The following is a 17,288-nucleotide window of genomic DNA, read 5'->3' on the forward strand; positions in this document are numbered from 1 at the left end:
GGCACCTACGAGGCCGGCATCGAGGACTACAAGGTCCTCAAGACCAGCTGCCCCGCCACCGGCACCGTCGCCGGCACCGCGTACGCCCACTGCGGTACCAACTGGTGGAGCTACGACACCCCCGCCACCATCTCCACCAAGATGGACTACAAGAACCAGCAGGGGCTCGGCGGCACCTTCTTCTGGGAGCTGAGCGGTGACACCACCGACGGCGAACTGATCAAGGCGATCAAGTAGTCACGCGACTCCGGGACGGGGCGGAGGGCCGGTCGGCCCTCCGCCCCGTTTCGCCCGTGATGAGGTGATCCGCGCGGGGGCCGACGTGCCGTGGTTCACGCGCCGTTCCCGCTCCGGCCGAAGCTCTCGCGGCTCACTCCGGCATGATGGAGCCGCACCCGCTCCGACAATGTGTTCCCAGGACCGCGGTGTGGCCCCAAGGAGGAGGATTCCGCTTGTCACGCCAGGTTCTGACGGTCTGTCCCGAGCGGCCCGACGGCTTTCGAACGATCGGTGAGGCGCTCGCCAGGGCGCGCAACGGCGCCGTGATCAGCGTCCGTTCCGGCACCTACGCCGAGAGTCTGGTCATCACCGTCCCCGTCACCGTCGTCGCCGAACAGTCCCGCGGCAGCGTCGAGATATGCCCGCCCCACGGCAGTGCCGTGGTGCTCCAGGCCGAGGCCGTGATGCTCACCGATCTGGTGCTGCGCGGCCGTGACGAGGAGCTGCCGGTGGTGGACGCCCCGCGCGGTCAGATCGCGATGGACGGCTGCGACATCACCGGCACCTCGTGGACCGCCCTGCTGGCCCGCGGGTCCGGTTCGGTGGCGCTGCGGGACTGCCGGGTGAGCAATCCGCGCGGCGCCGGTCTGGTGGTGACCTCGGCGGTGGAGAGTTCCGCCGAGTCCTGCACGGTCGAGCACCTGGGCACCTCGGGCGTGGTGATCGGTGAACGCGGCCGGATCACGCTGCGCGGCTGCACCATCCGTGACGCGCGCGCCAACGGGGTGCTCGCCAACGGCGAGGGACAGGGCTCGGTGGAGGAGTGCGACATCTCCTCCACCGACAAGCCGTCCATCGCGCTGGAGGAGCAGAGCACCACCCGGGTCCTGCGGACCGTGGTCCACGACACCGGGGTGGGCGTCCACCTCTCCTCGTCGGCCCGGACGGTGCTGGAGGACCTCCGGGTGACCGGTACCAACGGGCCGGGCATCGTCCTGTCCAACGGCACCGATCCGCTGCTGCGCCGGTGCCGTACCGCCCGTACGAAGGGCCCCGGCCTGCTGGTGTCGGACCGGGCCAGGGGCACCTTCGAGGACTGCTGGCTGGATTCGGCCGAGGACGCCGCGCTGCACGTGCGGGGCTCGTCCTCGCCGGTGCTGGTCGGGCTGACCGTCCGGGACAGCGTGCAGACGGGTGTGCTGCTGGAGGAGGAGTCGGTCGCCGAGCTGGACCGGCTCGAAGTGCTCGACGCGGGCGGCGCGGGCCTGCGGATACGCAGCGGCGCCAATCCGCTGGTGCGCAGGGCCAGGATCGGCGCCGCGAAGGGACACGGCGTGGAGGTCGTCAAGGACGGCCGGGGCCGGCTGGAGGACTGCGAGATCGAACGGCCGGGCGGCGCCGGGATCCGGGTCGCCGACAACGGCAACGTCTATGTCGGCGGGGGCGCCGTGCACGGTGCCGCGCACGGCATGTCGGTGGCGGCGGGCGGCAGCGTCACCGTCCGGGACTGGGACGTCCGGGAGGCCACCGACTCGGGTGTGGTGGTCGAGGACGGCGGCGAACTGACCGCGACCCGGCTGCGGATCGCCGCCGCGGCGGGGCACGGGGTGCTGCTGGCCCAGGGCAGCCGGGGCGCCTTCACCGCCTGTGAGGTGAGCGGATCGGGCCGGGACGGCTTCCGGGTCGAGACCACGGCCGCGGTGTCGGTGGTCAACTGCACGGCGCGGAACAACGAGGGCGGCGGTCTGGTGCAGGCCCTGGCGGGCGACCGGCTGGCGGTCGAGCATCTGACCAGCACGGAGAACGGCAAGCGGGACGCCTGGGGGCTCGGCGAGGCCGAGGGCACCGATCCGGCCGGCACGGGCGCCTCCGCCACCGGCGCGGGGGCGGCGCGCGAGGACGGCCCGCTGGCCGAACTGGACGCGCTGATCGGCCTGGAGAACGTCAAGCACCAGGTGCGCACACTGGTCAATCTGATCCAGCTCGCCCAGCGGCGGGCCCGTCTCGGGCTGCCGGCCCCGCCGATGAGCCGGCACCTGGTCTTCTCCGGGCCGCCCGGCACCGGCAAGACCACGGTCGCCCGGCTCTACGGGGCGATCCTCGCCGAGCTGGGCGCGCTGCCCTCCGGCCATCTGGTGGAGGTGTCGCGCGCGGACCTGGTGGCGCAGATCGTCGGCGGCACGGCCATCAAGACCACCGAGACGTTCAAACGGGCGCTGGGCGGGGTGCTGTTCGTCGACGAGGCGTACAGCCTGCTGTCGGACGGACGGGGTTCGGGCGCCGACTTCGGCCGGGAGGCGGTCGACACGCTCCTGAAACTGATGGAGGACCACCGCGACGACGTCGTCGTGGTCGCCGCCGGGTACGCGGACGAGATGCGGGACTTCCTCGGCTCCAACCCGGGTCTCGCCTCGCGCTTCTCCCGGACGGTCGAGTTCGAGAACTACGCGGTCCCCGAACTCGTCGCGATCATCGAGAGCATGTGCGCCCGGCACCGTTACGAGCTCGACGAGTCGACGCTCGGCGCGCTCGCCGCGCACTTCGAGCGGATGCCCAGGGACGCCGGCTTCGGCAACGGGCGGGCCGCCCGGCAGGTGTTCGAGGAGATGGTGGACCGTCAGGCGTACCGGCTGGCCGCCCTCCCCGACGCCGACGAGCAGGACCTCACCCGGCTGCTGCCCGAGGACGTCGGCGAGGAGGCCGCGGCCGCGGTGTCCGGGCAGCCGGCCGACGGCGGGGCGGAGAGCGACCCGCTGGCCCGGCTCGGGGACATGGTGGGTCTGGCCGCCGTCAAGCGCGATGTCACCGACCTGGTCAATCTGCTGGCCACCGCGAAGAAGCGGGAGGCGGCCGGGCTGCCCGCGCCGCGGATCAGCCATCATCTGGTCTTCACCGGGCCGCCCGGCACCGGCAAGACCACGGTCGCCCGGCTCTACGGCGAGCTGCTGAAGTCACTCGGGGTGCTGCCGCGCGGCCAGCTCGTCGAGGTGGCCAGGGCGGACCTGGTCGGCCGGTACGTGGGACACACCGCCCAGCTCACCCGGGAGGTCTTCGACCGGGCCAGGGGCGGGGTGCTGTTCGTCGACGAGGCGTACACACTGACCCCGGAAGGGTCCGCGGGCAGCGGCGACTTCGGGCGCGAGGCGGTGGACACGCTGCTGAAGCTGATGGAGGACCACCGCGACGAGGTGGTGGTGATCGTCGCGGGCTACACCGGTGAGATGGAGCGCTTCCTGGCGTCCAACCCCGGTCTGTCCTCGCGGTTCTCCCGGCGGGTGGAATTCGCCGACTACTCCTCGGACGAGCTGGTCACCATCGTCCGCCAGCACGCGGCCGCGTCCGGCTACGAGTGTGCCGCGGGCGCCGGTGCGGTCATGCGCGAGTACTTCGACGCGCTGCCCAGGGACCGTTCGTTCGGCAACGCGCGGCTGGCGCGGCAGGTCCTGGAGGGCATGATGACCCGCCAGGCGGGCCGGCTCAGCACCATGGCGGCGCCCGGTCTGGACGATCTGCGGCTGCTGCTCCCGCAGGACGTCGTACGCCCGCAGGCGGTGCCCGAATGAGGGCCGGACGGGTTCCGGCCGCGGCCCTGCTCGCCGCGGTGATGGTGCTGCCGGCCGCCGGTCCCGCCGCGGCCGACGGCGAGAAGGTCAGGCTGCCGGTGATGCCCGCCCGGCTCGGTGCCGGTGATCCGTGCACCGGCGGGTCGAAGGCGCGGGCCACGGCGGTGCCGTGGGAGCAGCAGAACCTCCAGCTCGCCCGCACCTGGACGTTCGGCAGCGGTGCGGGGGTGAAGGTCGCGGTGGTGGACACCGGGGTCTCGGCTCAGGCGCCGGCACTCGCGGGCCGGGTCTCGGCGGTGGGTTCCGCCGGGGCGGACTGCGTGGGCCACGGAACGTTCGTGGCCGGGCTGATCGCCGCCGCGCCCGCGAAGAACGTGCGGGTCGCCGGGGTCGCCCAGGAGTCCCGGATCATCGCGGTGCGGGGCACCGACGAGCGCGGGGCGGCGACCGCGGCCTCGGTGGCCGCCGGGATCCGGGCGGCCACCGACTCGGGCGCGAAGGTCGTCCAGGTCTCCCCCGCGCTGGCCGCCGACTCGGCCGGGCTCGCCTCGGCGGTGAAGTACGCGGCCTCCCACGACGCGCTGATCGTGGCCGCCGCGACCCCCGACCCGGCGCGTTCGTCGCCGGGCCGGGAGCCCGAGCCGCCGCGCGACTACTGGCCCGCTTCGGCGCCCGGGGTCCTCTCCGTCATCGACATGGACGCGCGGGGCACCCGCCCGGACGGCGCACCGGCCACCCGTGGCGCGGACCTCGCCGCCCCCGGTGACGGGGTCGTGGGCGTGGGGCCGCGCGGGACGGGGCACTTCATCGGGTCGGGGGCGTCGTTCGCCGCCGCGTACGCGGCGGGCACGGCCGCGCTGGTGCGGTCGGCGCATCCGGAGCTGTCGGCCGCGGAGACGGCGCGGCGGCTGACCCGTACCGCCTACCCGGCGGACGTGCCGCGGCTGGACCCGTACGCCGCCGTCACCTCCGTACCTGATCCGGTGCGGCGCACACGGGCGGTGCGGGACGACTCGGTGGTGATGCCGCCGGGCAACGGCAGCGGGGGTGCCACCCGCAGGGCGGTGTGGATCGCGGTGGGCGGCGGCTCGCTCGCGCTGCTGGTCGCGTGGGCGGCGCTGGTCGCGCCTCGCGGCCGTGCCCGCGGCTGGCGTCCGGCGGGCCGCCGCCCGGTGGCCGGCCCGACGGGCGACTGAGCGGCCGGGCAGACGCGAAGGGCCCCGGGGTGCGCGCACCCCGGGGCCCTCGCCGTGTCGCTCAGGCCCCGGCCTCCTCGGCCAGTGCGGTCTGTACGAGGGTGGCCTTGCGCCGGACGATGTACTGGGCCCTGCCCGGCGGCAGGTTGCGCGGCTTCACATTGCCGAACACATAGCCCTCGGACGGCGGGCAGGACAGCAGCATGCCGGGCGTGTTGACCTCGTCCAGGCGGCGCAGCAACTGGTCGTTGAGACCGCGGCCGGAGCCGGTGGCCGACCGAACCGCCACCACGTGCAGCCCGACCTCATAGCCGAGCGCGAGGTGGTCCAGGAGCGGGGCGAACGGGTGGTCGTAGGAGCCGGTGCCGCTGACCATGTCGTAGTCGTCGATCAGGACGAACAGCCGGGGCCCGGTCCACCAGTCGCACTGCCGCATCCGGGACGGGGCGATGTCCGGGCCGGGGAGCCTGGTCTTGATGGCGCGGGCCGCGCCGCCGACCATTTCGCGCAGGGCGTCGACGGCGACGACGTGTCCCAGGCGGTACTCCTCGGGTACGGCGTCGACCAGTTCGCGGCGGTAGTCCACCACCAGGACGCGGGCCTCGGCCGCGGTGTACCTGGCGGTGATGGAACGGACCAGCAGACGCAGCAGGTTGGTCTTGCCGCTCTCGCTGTCGCCGATGCCGATCAGGTGCGGGGTGCGCCCGAAGTCGTGCCAGACCGGCGAGAGGGTCTCCTCGTCCAGGCCGATCGGGACGCGCAGCCCCTCGGTGCGCTCCGGCTCCGGGAGTTCGGCGGCCGGGAGGCGGTGCGGCAGCATCCGTACCGGCGGGGCCGGCGGTCCCTGCCAGTGTTCGGCGATCCGGTCCACCAGGTCGGCGACGCCCTCGGCGAGGTCGTCGGCGCTGTCGCTGCCGTCGATGCGGGGCAGGGCGGTCAGGAAGTGCAGCTTGCCCTCCATGGTGAGGCCTCGGCCGGCGCCGCGCGGCACGGTGGCCGCCTTGCGGATGTCGATCATCGAGTCCATCGGGTCGCCGAGCTTGAGCTCCAGCCGGGTCAGTGACTGGTCGCGGACCTGGGCGGGGAGTTCGATCCAGCGGGCGGTGGTGACGACCAGGTGGACGCCGTAGTTGAGGCCGCGGGAGGCGATCTGGTGGAAGGTGGGGATCAGCGAGTCGAAGTCCTGCTTGACCGTGGCCCAGCCGTCCACGACCAGGAAGACATCGCCGTGCGGTTCCTCGGGGAACTCCCCGGCGGCGCGACGGCGCCGGTAGGAGGCCATCGAGTCGATGCCGCTGTCCTGGAAGAACTGCTCGCGTTCGTTGAGCACGGCGGTCACCTCGGCGACCGTACGGCTGATGCGTTCGGTGTCGAGCCGGCCCGCGACGCCGCCGACGTGCGGCAGCCGGGACAGTGCGGAGAGGGCGCCGCCACCGAAGTCGAGGCAGTAGAACTGCACTTCGCGCGGGGTGTGGGTGAGGGCGAGGGCGCTGATCAGGGTCCGTACGACGGTCGACTTGCCGCTCTGCGAGCCGCCCGCGACCGCGACATGGCCGCCGGCGGCGGAGAGGTCCACCGTCAGCGGGTCGCGGCGCTGCTCGAACGGCATGTCCACGAGCCCCAGCGGCACCTTGAGCCTGCCCGGCCCCGAGGTGCCCGCCGGGGTGAGGCCCCGTTCCGGGTCGGGCTCGGGCGAGGGCAGCAGCAGGTCGAGGGCGGGCGGCAGGTCCAGCGGCGGCAGCCACACCTGGTGGGCGGCCGGTCCGGAGCCGCGCAGCCGGTCCAGGGCGACGGAGAGCAGTGTGTCGCCGGTGTCGGGCTCCTCGGCCGAGGCGGCGGGTTCGGGGTCGGGGGTACGGGCGGGGGCCCGCGGCACGACCCAGTCGGTGGTCCAGGGCATCACCTGGCTGGCGACCCTGGCCTGCACGGCCGCGCCGCGCCGCTTGCGGTAGGGGCCGGAGACGTACGCCGCCCGGAAGCGGGTCAGCGCCTCGACGCCGCTCTTCAGGAAGCCGCTGCCGGGCTGGGAGGGCAGCTGGTAGGCGTCGGGCACGCCGAGCACACCGCGCGACTCCATGGCGGAGAAGGTGCGCAGCCCCACCCGGTAGGAGAGGTGGCTCTCCAGCTGGTGCATGCGGCCCTCGTCCAGCCGCTGGGAGGCGAGCAGCAGATGGACTCCGAGTGAACGGCCGAGCCGTCCGATCATCACGAACAGGTCCATGAACTCGCGGTGCGCGGAGAGCAGTTCGCTGAACTCGTCGACGACGACGAAGAGGCTGGGGAGCGGTTCGAGGTCGGCACCGGCCGCGCGGGCCTTCTCGTACTCCAGCGCGGAGGTGTGGTTCCCGGCGCTGCGCAGCAGTTCCTGGCGGCGGACGAGTTCGCCGTGCAGGGCGTCCTGCATGCGTTCCACCAGGGCGACTTCGTCGGCCAGGTTGGTGATCACCGCGGAAGTGTGCGGGAGTTCGTCGAGGCCGAGGAAGGTGGCGCCGCCCTTGAAGTCCACCAGGATGAAATTGAGTGTTTCGGAGGAGTTCGTGAGGGCGAGGCCGAGCACGAGGGTGCGCAGCAGTTCGCTCTTGCCGGATCCGGTGGCACCGATCAGCATGCCGTGCGGGCCCATGCCGCCCTGTGCGGACTCCTTGATGTCCAGTTCCACCGGGATTCCGTCGGCGCCGACGGCGACCGGGACGCGCAGCCGGGCGGCGCCGGTCGAGCGTTCCCAGAGGGTGGCCGGCTCGTGCCGGTAGAGGTCGGGTATGCCGAGCAGGGTGGTGAGTTCGACGTCGGTGTCCAGCGGCTGGGCGGCGTCCGCCGAGAGGCTCATCCGGTACGGCGCGAGGAGCCTGGCCAGCGATTCGGCGGCGGCCGGGCCCATGGCGTCGGGACGGCCGAGGAGGGTGGTCTGTTCCTTGCGGCTGCGGTCGGTGCGTACGAGGTTCAGGGCGTCCGGCTGCACGTCGAGGCGCAGGGTGGTGCGGCCGGGGCGCCAGCTGAGGGCGCCGGACAGGTCGAGCACGACGACGTTGCGCAGTCCGGGGCCGTCCAGGCGGTGGCCGGTGGGCACGGTGGTGCCGTCGACGACGATCACGGTGAACGGTTCGTCGCGGCCGGGAACGGCCTCGGGGTCGAAGACGGGCCGCTCGGAGAATTCGGCGCCGAGCAGCTCCTCCAGGTCACGGAAGGCGGAGGCGACCAGCCGGGAGGGGCCGGCGCCGTCCTGCTCCTGGGCGTGCTGGCTGTGCGGGAGCCACTTGACCCATTCCCATTCGGCGCGCCGCTCGTCGGCGACGCACAGGGCGATCCACAGCTCCTCCGGCGGGTGGAAGAAGGCGAGCTGGGACAGGACCGCGCGGACGGTGTCCCGTACGGCCCGGTCGTCGCCGCGGAACAGGATCCGGGTCCAGGACCGCAGGTAGAGGCCGGTGGGCTGGTCGGGGACGACTCCGTACGCCTTGATGAAGCGGCGCAGCGCGTGGGCGCAGAGCGGTTCGAGGTCCTCGACCGGTTTGGTCGCCGTCGGGGTGAGGCGCAGCGCGAGCTGCTGGTCGCCGACGGCTATGCGCACCTCGGCGAAGTCGTCGTCGGAGACCCGGCGTTCCCAGAGCCGGGTGGAGCGCACCATGGTGCGCAGCACCCGGGGTTCGGGGTGCCGCCAGGCGAGGGCCTCCTGCTGGTCGCTGACCGCCTCGTGGACGCTGCGCCGGATCTGCGACAGATAGCGCAGGTAGTCGCGTCGTTCGCCGCGCAGCCGTTGTTTGCGCTCGCCGCCCTTGCGCATCATCTGGCCGATGAGCATGGCGGCCGAGGCGGTGACCATCATGCCGAGTGCCAGGTAGGTGAACACACTGCTGCCGCCGCCCGGACGCATGAACATCAGCATCATGGACACCGACATCATGGCCATCGGGAGGTAGGTCCAGATCGCCGAGGAGTCAGGAACCGTCTCCGGCAGGGTCGGTGGCTCCTGGAGGTTCAGCTCTCCTTCGGGCATGTCCGGGCCGCGACGGCGGGCTGGGCGGCGGAAGAGGACCACACTCAACGAACAGACTCCTTCGACGACGGCGACGGCAGGCCGCGGACGGCGGCGGGCCGCCCGCCGTGACGGGTGGACCGGACCGGGATGGGCGCACAGGAGTGCCGACCGGCGCACAAGCCAGACGGTTCCGGACCAACAGGGACTCGTGAGAGGTCCGTTGACGACGGCCCGGATGATGATCAGTAGTCTGCATCCGAATCACCAAGCGCGTCCACGTCGCATCCGACAAGTCCCCGAGAACGCGAGCCCTGACCTTGACCGACAGCTCCGTGGCGGGCCTGTGCCGCCTCACCATACGTGCCCCCGAAAAGACCATCGACCTTGCGGTGCCCGCCGATGTGCCGGTGGCCGATCTCCTTCCCACCGTGTTGCGTTACGCGGGTGAGGAACTGGAGGAGAACGGCCTGGACCACAGCGGCTGGGTGCTGCAACGGCTGGGCGGACCGGCCCTGGACGACGAGGGGACGCTGGAGACCCTCGACCTCAAGGACGGCGAGGTGCTGTATCTGCGTCCGCACACCGACGCCCTGCCCGAAGTGCGGCTGGACGACCTGGTCGACGGCATCGCCAGTGTGGTGCGCGACCGGCTGCACGGCTGGAGTGCCGGCTCCAGCAGGCGGCTGTTGCGGGCCCTGTGTGTGCTGTCCCTGATCGCCGGACTGGCCCTGCTGGCCTGGCCGGGCGGCCCGGCCGGGGTGCGGGCCGCCGGGGCGGGTGCGGTGGGGGCGCTGTTGCTGGCCGGGGCCGCCTCGGCGAGCCGGGCGGTGGGTGACGCGGCTGCCGCCGCGGTGCTCGGATCGATGGCGAGTCCGTATCTGGCGCTGGCCGGCTGGCTGCTGCCGGGCGGCGATCTGGGCGGACCCGATGTGCATCAGGTGCTCGGGGCAAGGCTGTTGGCGGCGGGGGCCGCCGGTGCGGGCGGTGCGGTGCTGGGGCTCGCGCTCGCGGCGGTGTCCGTGCCGTTCTTCCTGGCGACGGCGGTGTTCTGGTGCGCCGTCGCTCTGGGCGGGGCGCTGGCCGGGCCGGCCGGTCTGACGATGGACGGGGCGGCGACGGTGCTCGCCGCGCTGGCGGTGGTGCTGGGCGGTTTCGTACCGGCCCTGGCGTTCAAGCTGGCGGGGATGCGGATGCCCTCGCTGCCGACCAACTCGCAGCAGCTCCAGGAGGGCATCGAGCCCTACGCGGGTGGTGATGTGACCACCCGCACCGAGCTGGCGAGCGGCTGGATGACCGCGCTCTACGGGGCGGCGGGCACCGTCTGCGCGGCCTCTCTCGTGGTGCTGGCGGACGATCCGAACCTGCCGGAGACACTGACCGCCTCGGTGCTCTCGCTGCTTCTGCTGCTGCACGGGCGCGGCATGGTCAATGTGCCGCAGCGGCTCGCGCTGCTGCTGCCCGGCATCTGGGGCGCGGCGCTGCTGACCCTGGCCCTGGCGGCGTCCCTGACGCCCGACGAGCGGCCGCTGCTGGTGGCGGGGCTCGTGGCGTTCACCGCGCTGCTGGCGATCGTGTCGTGGACGGTGCCCGGGCGCCGGCTGGTGCCGTACTGGGGCCGCGCGGCCGAACTGCTGCACTCGGCACTGGCGATCAGCCTGCTGCCGCTCGCGCTCTGGGTGCTCGGCGTCTTCGCCGCGCTCCGGGCGATCAACGGCTGACCCGGAAGGTATGCGACATGCAGTCCAAGCGTGACCAGGTCCAGGCCCACACCTTCGTGATGGGCCGGCTGACCTCGGGGATGCTGCTCGCCGACCCGGACGCCCCGGAGAGCCCGCTCGGGCGGACCACCCGCGGGGTGCTGGTCGGTGTGGTGATCACCGCGCTGGTGGCCGCCGGTTCGCTGGTGTACGGCCTCATGTCCCCGGGCGGCAACGACGCGTGGCGGGCGTCGGGGACGCTGGTGGTGAACCGGGAGACCGGCGCGCGTTACGTGTACGTGGGCGGCCGGCTGCGGCCGGTGCGCAACTACGCCTCCGCGCTGCTGGTCGGCGACGGGAAGCTGAAGTCCGAGGACGTGAGCACCTCGTCACTGAAGGGCACCGCGGTGGGCGCCCCGGTCGGGATACCGGGTGCGCCGGACTCCGTACCGGGTGCGCAGGACCTGGAGAAGGACCCGTGGCAGGTGTGCTCGGTGCTCGCCTCGGAGGCCGGTGCGGGCGCCGGGGGTTCCGGCGGTGCCACCGGCAAGGGCGGTGCGTTCACCGCGTTGGTGGCCGGTGCGCCGGTCGAGGGGCGCGGGATGAGTGCCGGGCAGGGCCTGGTGGTGTCGGGGCCGGACCGGGCCCGGTATCTGGTCTGGCAGGGCAGCCGGCTGCGGCTGGACCGGAGCGGGAACGCCGCGGTGTCGCTGGGGTACGGGTCGGTGACGCCCCGGCCGGTGTCGGCGGCGTTCCTGGACGCGCTGGTGCAGGGGCCGGACCTGGTGCCGCCGGCGGTGCCCGGGCGCGGTGGGGCGGGGCCGTCGTTGGGCGGGCGGCCGTCGAAGCTGGGGCAGGTGTTCCAGTCGCGGACTCCGGGGGCGGCGCGCCAGTACTACCTGCTGCGCAAGGAGGGGCTGGTTCCGCTGACGGAGACCGGGGCGGCGCTGGCGCTGGGGTCCGCCGAGACCAAGGACCGGGCGTACGGCGGCGCGGCTCCGGCCGCGGTGGTGATCGGCGCGGCCGAGGTGAAGGCCGGGCTGGCGCCCGGTGCGGAGGGCAGCGAGCCCGTGCCGGCCGGTCTGCCGGCCACGCCGCCGCGCGCCGAGGCCGTGCCGGCCGGCTGGGCGGCCTGTGCCCGGGTGCGGCCCGACCAGGGGGACGGCACCCGGGTGACCGGCGCGCTGGTCCCGCTCGGCTCACTGCCGCCGGCCTCCGAGGCGTCGCCGGAGCACATCGCCCCGGCCTGTCTGCCGGTGGACGCGACGGCGATGCGACCGGGGCACGGGGCGCTGGTCAAGGCGCTCGGCGCCGGTGGCACCGATGTCGGCTCCACCACGTACTTCGTCGCCGACAACGGGGTGAAGTACCGGCTGCTCTCCCAGGCGGCGCAGAAGGCACTGGGGTACGACGGGGCCGCCGCCCAGGCGCTCCCGTCACCGCTCCTGGCGATGCTGCCGTCCGGCCCCGACCTGAGCACGGAGGCGGCCGCGGCGGGGCGCACGGCGGGCACCACTGCGCCGTCCTGCCCGCAGGCGGAGGGTGACGGGAGCGGCGACAAGGGCAACGGAACATTGCCGACGGGTGAAAGAAGTTGATGGATCCTCAGGAAAAGCTCAGATGCGGACGAGGATCATTGAGCACACCACGGATCTGATCATAGGATCACGGCCATCCAGCAGTTGAGGCATGGGAGACACCGTGGCAGACGCAGGCGCTCAGGCGGCACCGGGCGGCAACCTCCAGCAGTCGAGCGAGAGCTCGACCAGGAACGGCATTCAGGCGCTTGAGGCCGCCTACAGCGGAATCCTCAAGTCCCGCCAGGACGTCGACGACACCCGCAACAACCTGAGCAAGGGGTACCAGGGCAGCGACGGCGGCCAGTACGGGGCCCTGCTGAAGCAGTGGGACGACCAGGTCAACATCATCCTCCGCAACCTGGAGGACATGGTCGACAAGCTCAACACCAGCCTGGTGGAGCACGGCAAGACGCAGGGCTCGTCCAACGACGCGATCAACCAGGCGTACAGCGCCTCGCAGAAGGCGTTCGACGACCTGATGGCGTAGGACCCGCCCCGGACGACGGATCCCGTCGTTCCGTCCGCCGGACGACCGGCACCCCTCGCCGCCACCGCGGCGGGGCCCTCCCAGGCAGTGAAGCGAGGTCTCCCCGATGCCCGACAACCTGACCGACGGTTACATCCTGGTCGACTACGGCCACATGAACAACGCCGGCGACGACATGGTCCGCCAGACCCAGGCGATCGCCCGGACCCTCGCGTCCCTGGAGGCGGAGCTCGGCGAGCTGCGCAAGACGTGGTACGGCTCCGACGCCGACACCTACCGGCAGAAGCAGGCCGCCTGGGACCAGGCGGTGCGGAACATGGAAACGCTGCTGAACTCGCACGCGGCCCTGCTGACCGACATCTCGGGCAACTACAAGTACAGCGAGAACTCGCTGTCGCAGATGTGGTCCGAGATCGCCATCGGCCGCTGAGCGGGAGCCCCCGATGGCCGATCTGACCCACCTCGACGGCAAGAGTCTCAAGTCGTTCGCCGAGAACGACATCACGGATTTCCAGACGGCGCTGGACAAGATCCGCAAGGACGACCCCAACGGCCTCAAGGCTCTGAAGAGCATCCTCGACGGGCGTACCTCCCCGACGACGCTCCAGCAGGACCCGGCGCTGGCCATCGGCCTGATGGGGACGGACGACAGTGTGCACGGCCAGTCCCTGGTGGCGGCGGTCAAGAAGGCGGCCGGCTCCGTCGACGACATCTTCGAGAGCCAGGAAACACTGTTCAAGCACATCAAGAGCGATCTGCTGACGACCATCGAGAAGCTGCTCAGCACTCAGGGCAAGAGTCTCGAATCGATCGACGGCGCCGCGCTGCTCGACATCTTCTCGGACGTGGACAAGGAACTGAGCCCGACCACGAAGACCGGCACCTGACCCGCCGCCCCCTGCCGGGGGCAGTCCGCTCCGGCGATCCGCCCGGGCCGCTCCGGCGGTCCGGGCCGGCCCGTCTGCGCACCACCTCTTCTCCGCCCGCCCCGACCCTCCTTCTTCGTCCCCGGAGCGTTCCGCATGTCGACCCCCACTTCACAGAACTACGACGCCGACGACTACTGGGGGCAGGCCGTCACCAAGCTGACCGGCTATCCGATGCCCAGCCGCAAGGGCCTGTTCACCGGCCTGAGCAGCAAGGAGAAGAGCCCGCTCTTCCGGATGAGCCTGGACAAGATCGGTGTCCAGTCGGTGGTCAACGCGGCCACGCAGGGTTCGCTGAAGAGCGACGGCCAGGACTACGACCTGTACTTCTACTCCAACAAGAACGGCCACGTGGAGATGTACCACGCCCGGCTGGTCTTCATCGGCTCCTTCATGTCGGAGAAGGGGCGCAGCCGGGGACTGGAGGCCAATGAGTCCCTGAGCGGCGGGAAGTACAAGGGCAAGTACGGCGACGACTTCGACATCGGCCCGCTCGGCCAGTACATGGGAGGCCCGGGGGCGGCCCTGGGCGCCCTCATCGATTCGAAGACCACACAGGGTGCGTCCTTCAACGGCGCCTCGGTGCCGGACGCCAATGTGGTGGACCTCAACTCCTTCCGGAGCACCGCCCAGGCCTTCGACCGGGCGGCCCAGTTCTTCGTGGACCAGACGGCGATCCTCGCGGGGTGGGAGAAGTCGCTGGGGAGCGAGCAGTCGGCCTGGAAGGGACAGGCGGCGGGAATCTTCTGGCAGTTGGTGCATCAGCTGCACGGGAACTACGACAACTACAAGGAACAGCTGGGCGCGGGCGACAAGTTCGACGCCGTCGGGGATCCCGCCTTCACGCCGAAGTCCAACCATTCCAAGCAGCTGATGGCGGCGCAGCAGACGCTGCTGACCCAGGCGAAGTCGCTGCGAACGGCCTGGAACGCGTGGATGGGGCGTAACGAGCACGACCCGCACTTCCACCTGATCAAGGTCCTGAACGGCATCCTGGACTGGCTGACCCAGCACAACATTCCGTACATCACGTCGACGACCTCCACCGGGAACGTCATCACCCCCACCACCACGACGACGTACTCCACCAAGGACGGTTTCCAGGAACCGCATCCCACCTACGGCGATCTGACCGACATCCAGAACTGGGCCGCGGTGGGCAATGAGGCCGTCAGGTTGTGGAACGAGTACATCGAGCAGCCGCACCCCGACGTCGAGGGCCTCCAGGCCGGTCTGAACGGCACGGCGATGACGGTGCTGTCCGATCTCAACAACAGCTGGATCGACGCCACCAAGCCGTTCGAGTCGCCGCTCACCACCAAGAACACCGGGTCGCTGACGGAGTTCTACACCAAGGAGAAGACCGAGAAGGCGAAGGAGGAGGCGGACAAGAACAACAAGGACCTCAACACGACCCTGGAGAACCTCAACAAGGGCATCGGTGACATGGGAAACAACGTCACCAAGTCCCTCAACGACTTCGGGGGCGGGCCGGGGGGTCTGAAGGACCTGCTCGGCAACAACGGGACGAAGGATCTCAACGGTGACTCGGGCAACGGTCCCGGCGGTGGCACCGGGAAGGATCTGACGAGCGACCTCAACAAGAACATCGACGACATCCTCAACCCCAACGGCGACTCGACCCAGGGCAACGGGGACACGACGCACACCGGCCCGCTGAACCCGACGGTTCCGCCGCCCAACCTCCCGAACACTTCGGTCCTGAACCCCGGTGGCGGTACCACCTCGCTCGACAAGAACCACAACCTGGTCACGACGTACCCGAACGGCGACCGGGTGACGTACGACCCGAAGACCGGGAAGTACACGGTCACACCGCACCAGGGCAAGACCACGGTGCAGGACCTCAACCCGGGCCAGAGCGTGACCAACCCGGACGGCAGTGTCACCAAGCTGAACAAGGACGGCACGCTCACCACCACGTTCAAGGACGGCAGCCGGCAGATCGTCGATCCGGAGACCGGCAAGGTCACGACCATCGACAAGAACGGCAAGGAGACGGTCACCGACCTCAACCCGAAGAACGAGTTCCAGTGGCCGCCGAACACCAACAACCACCTCACTCCCCCGCCGACCCACCAGGATCTCAATCACAACCTGAACCGTGACCTGAACCGCGATCTGAACCACGACCTGGACCGGGATCTCCACCGGGATCTCAACTCCCTCGGCGGGAACTCCCACACCTCGTTGAACAACTCCTCGTCCGGCGGCGGTCAGAACCGTTCCGGCAACGGCGACTACGAGGAGTACGACAGCACCTTCCATCCCGGCGGGACGCTCGGAGCGCCGCCCGGCGCCACCGGCAACCAGCCCCCGGCCTCCCTGCCGGACACGGGCATCGGTACGGGCTCGGGTTCGGGCGCGTCGTCGGACGGCTCCACACCTCTCAACCCGATGATGCCGATGGGTGGCATGGGCGGGATGGGCGGGATGGGTGGCATGGGTGCCGGTGGGCAGGCAGGCGGCTCGTCGGGCGAACGCGTCCGCAACGTCCTGACCGAGAGCGGCCCCGCCACACGCGGCGGATCGTCCCGCTCCGGCGGGCGGCGTGGCGCGGACGAGGAGCGCAGCGCCCGCAGGGCCCGTACGGCCACCAGCTCCACGGCCGTCGCGGGCGGTGCGGCCGGCGGCACCCAGGGCGGGCAGGCGACCGGCAGCGGTGAACGCGACCGGGTGCACTGGGTGGCCGAGGACGAGGACGTGTGGGGCGCGGAAGAGGGCGGCACGCCCACGGTGATCGGGCGGTGAACGGGCGGATGGGCGGAGCGGCGGACGAGGCGCCGGACAGCGCGGGACGCGGAGAGGTGTCGCCGTACGCCAGGTCCGTGGAGGCCCGGCTCGCCACGGCGATGGCCGAACTGGAGGCCACCGAGAAGGGTGTGGCGAAGGCCGAGGCCGAACTGCGGCAGGCGACCCGCACCGTGCGGTCGGCGGACCGGTCGGTGGAGGTCACGGTCGGGCCGCAGGGCGAGCTGACCGCGCTGCGGTTCCTGGAGGGGAAGTACCGGACGATGTCGCCCGGCGAGCTGTCGGGTGCCGTGCTGGACGCGTTCGGCCGGGCGCGTACGGAGATGGCCCGGCAGGTGATGGAGACCTTCGAGCCGTTCACCCGGCCGAGCACCGAGGTGCCCGAGCTCACCGGCGTGGACATCGACTGGGCGCGGATCTTCGGGCCCGAGGTGCTCCAGGACCCGGAGGAGCAGGCCCGGCAGGAGTCGGGGCGCCGGCTGCGGGACGAGATCGACGAGGACGAGGAGCGCCTGAACACACCATGAGCGACGGCTACTTCGCCGAACCCGCCCGGATCCAGGCCGGGTTGCGGCAGATGTTCTCGATCAGCACCTCGATCGGCGCGATGGTGGACGACTTCGTCGTCGACGTACGTGCCACGAGCGACTGGCCGGGTCAGGACGACAGCTTCGCCAAGGAGGTCATCCCGCAGGAGCAGAAGGAGCGGGAGAGCAGCAGCGAGACGGCGATCGCCCTGTCCGAAGCGGTCAACGGTGTGGCGCACGGGACCTCGGTCAACCTGAAGTCGATCAAGTCCAACCAGAACAACATCCTGGACGCGATCCGGGACCACCGGATCAAGCCCAACAACAGCGGAAAGCGCTGACGGC

Annotated in this window: 12 protein-coding genes; 11 read left to right on the plus strand and 1 reads right to left on the minus strand. The window is 71.5% G+C overall.

What is annotated here, in order from left to right; all coding sequences use genetic code 11:
* From ABZ622_RS31855 to ABZ622_RS31865, 3 genes are all read left to right on the plus strand, one after another.
* On the plus strand, window positions 1–237 hold a 237-nt coding region (locus ABZ622_RS31855; protein ID WP_360549132.1), incomplete at its 5' end, for a glycosyl hydrolase family 18 protein.
* A gap of 215 nt (window positions 238–452) precedes the next feature.
* On the plus strand, window positions 453–3,782 hold the full coding sequence (locus ABZ622_RS31860) for a right-handed parallel beta-helix repeat-containing protein (protein ID WP_360549134.1): 3,330 nt from the start codon (window positions 453–455) through the stop codon (window positions 3,780–3,782).
* Window positions 3,779–4,978 (plus strand): S8 family serine peptidase, encoded by a 1,200-nt coding sequence (locus ABZ622_RS31865; RefSeq protein WP_360549136.1) that lies wholly within the window; start codon window positions 3,779–3,781, stop codon window positions 4,976–4,978. The genes ABZ622_RS31860 and ABZ622_RS31865 overlap by 4 nt, the downstream gene beginning before the upstream one ends.
* Window positions 4,979–5,039: 61 nt before the next feature.
* Here the strand turns inward: ABZ622_RS31865 and eccCa are convergent, their stop codons facing one another.
* Window positions 5,040–8,972, minus strand: a complete 3,933-nt coding sequence (eccCa, locus tag ABZ622_RS31870; protein WP_360549223.1) for a type VII secretion protein EccCa — start codon at window positions 8,970–8,972, stop codon at window positions 5,040–5,042.
* Between the two features lie 299 nt (window positions 8,973–9,271).
* On the opposite strand from eccCa, the gene eccD reads away from it, so the two are divergent.
* The 8 genes from eccD to ABZ622_RS31910 all read left to right on the plus strand — a co-directional run bounded on the left by eccD (window position 9,272) and on the right by ABZ622_RS31910 (window position 17,284).
* Window positions 9,272–10,672 (plus strand): type VII secretion integral membrane protein EccD, encoded by a 1,401-nt coding sequence (eccD, locus tag ABZ622_RS31875; RefSeq protein ID WP_360549138.1) that lies wholly within the window; start codon window positions 9,272–9,274, stop codon window positions 10,670–10,672.
* 17 nt (window positions 10,673–10,689) lie between these two features.
* Entirely contained in the window at window positions 10,690–12,249 is a 1,560-nt protein-coding gene (gene eccB / locus ABZ622_RS31880; protein WP_360549140.1) for a type VII secretion protein EccB, read from the plus strand.
* A gap of 103 nt (window positions 12,250–12,352) precedes the next feature.
* A complete protein-coding gene (locus tag ABZ622_RS31885; RefSeq protein ID WP_241196407.1) occupies window positions 12,353–12,718 on the plus strand; it encodes a hypothetical protein in 366 nt (121 codons plus the stop codon).
* Between the two features lie 106 nt (window positions 12,719–12,824).
* Entirely contained in the window at window positions 12,825–13,148 is a 324-nt protein-coding gene (locus ABZ622_RS31890) for a WXG100 family type VII secretion target (protein WP_259930064.1), read from the plus strand.
* A gap of 13 nt (window positions 13,149–13,161) precedes the next feature.
* Window positions 13,162–13,605 (plus strand): type VII secretion system-associated protein, encoded by a 444-nt coding sequence (locus ABZ622_RS31895; RefSeq protein WP_360549143.1) that lies wholly within the window; start codon window positions 13,162–13,164, stop codon window positions 13,603–13,605.
* A 135-nt stretch (window positions 13,606–13,740) separates the two neighbouring features.
* Window positions 13,741–16,416 (plus strand): AAWKG family protein, encoded by a 2,676-nt coding sequence (locus ABZ622_RS31900; RefSeq protein WP_360549145.1) that lies wholly within the window; start codon window positions 13,741–13,743, stop codon window positions 16,414–16,416.
* Between the two features lie 101 nt (window positions 16,417–16,517).
* On the plus strand, window positions 16,518–16,943 hold the full coding sequence (locus ABZ622_RS31905) for a YbaB/EbfC family nucleoid-associated protein (RefSeq protein ID WP_360549225.1): 426 nt from the start codon (window positions 16,518–16,520) through the stop codon (window positions 16,941–16,943).
* Window positions 16,940–17,284, plus strand: coding sequence for a hypothetical protein (locus tag ABZ622_RS31910; protein ID WP_360549147.1), 345 nt, complete (start codon window positions 16,940–16,942; stop codon window positions 17,282–17,284). Before ABZ622_RS31905 ends, ABZ622_RS31910 begins: the two co-directional genes overlap by 4 nt.
* Window positions 17,285–17,288 lie beyond the last annotated feature (4 nt).

Source organism: Streptomyces sp. NPDC007164, assembly GCF_040634135.1.
GTDB classification, from domain to species: domain Bacteria; phylum Actinomycetota; class Actinomycetes; order Streptomycetales; family Streptomycetaceae; genus Streptomyces; species Streptomyces sanglieri.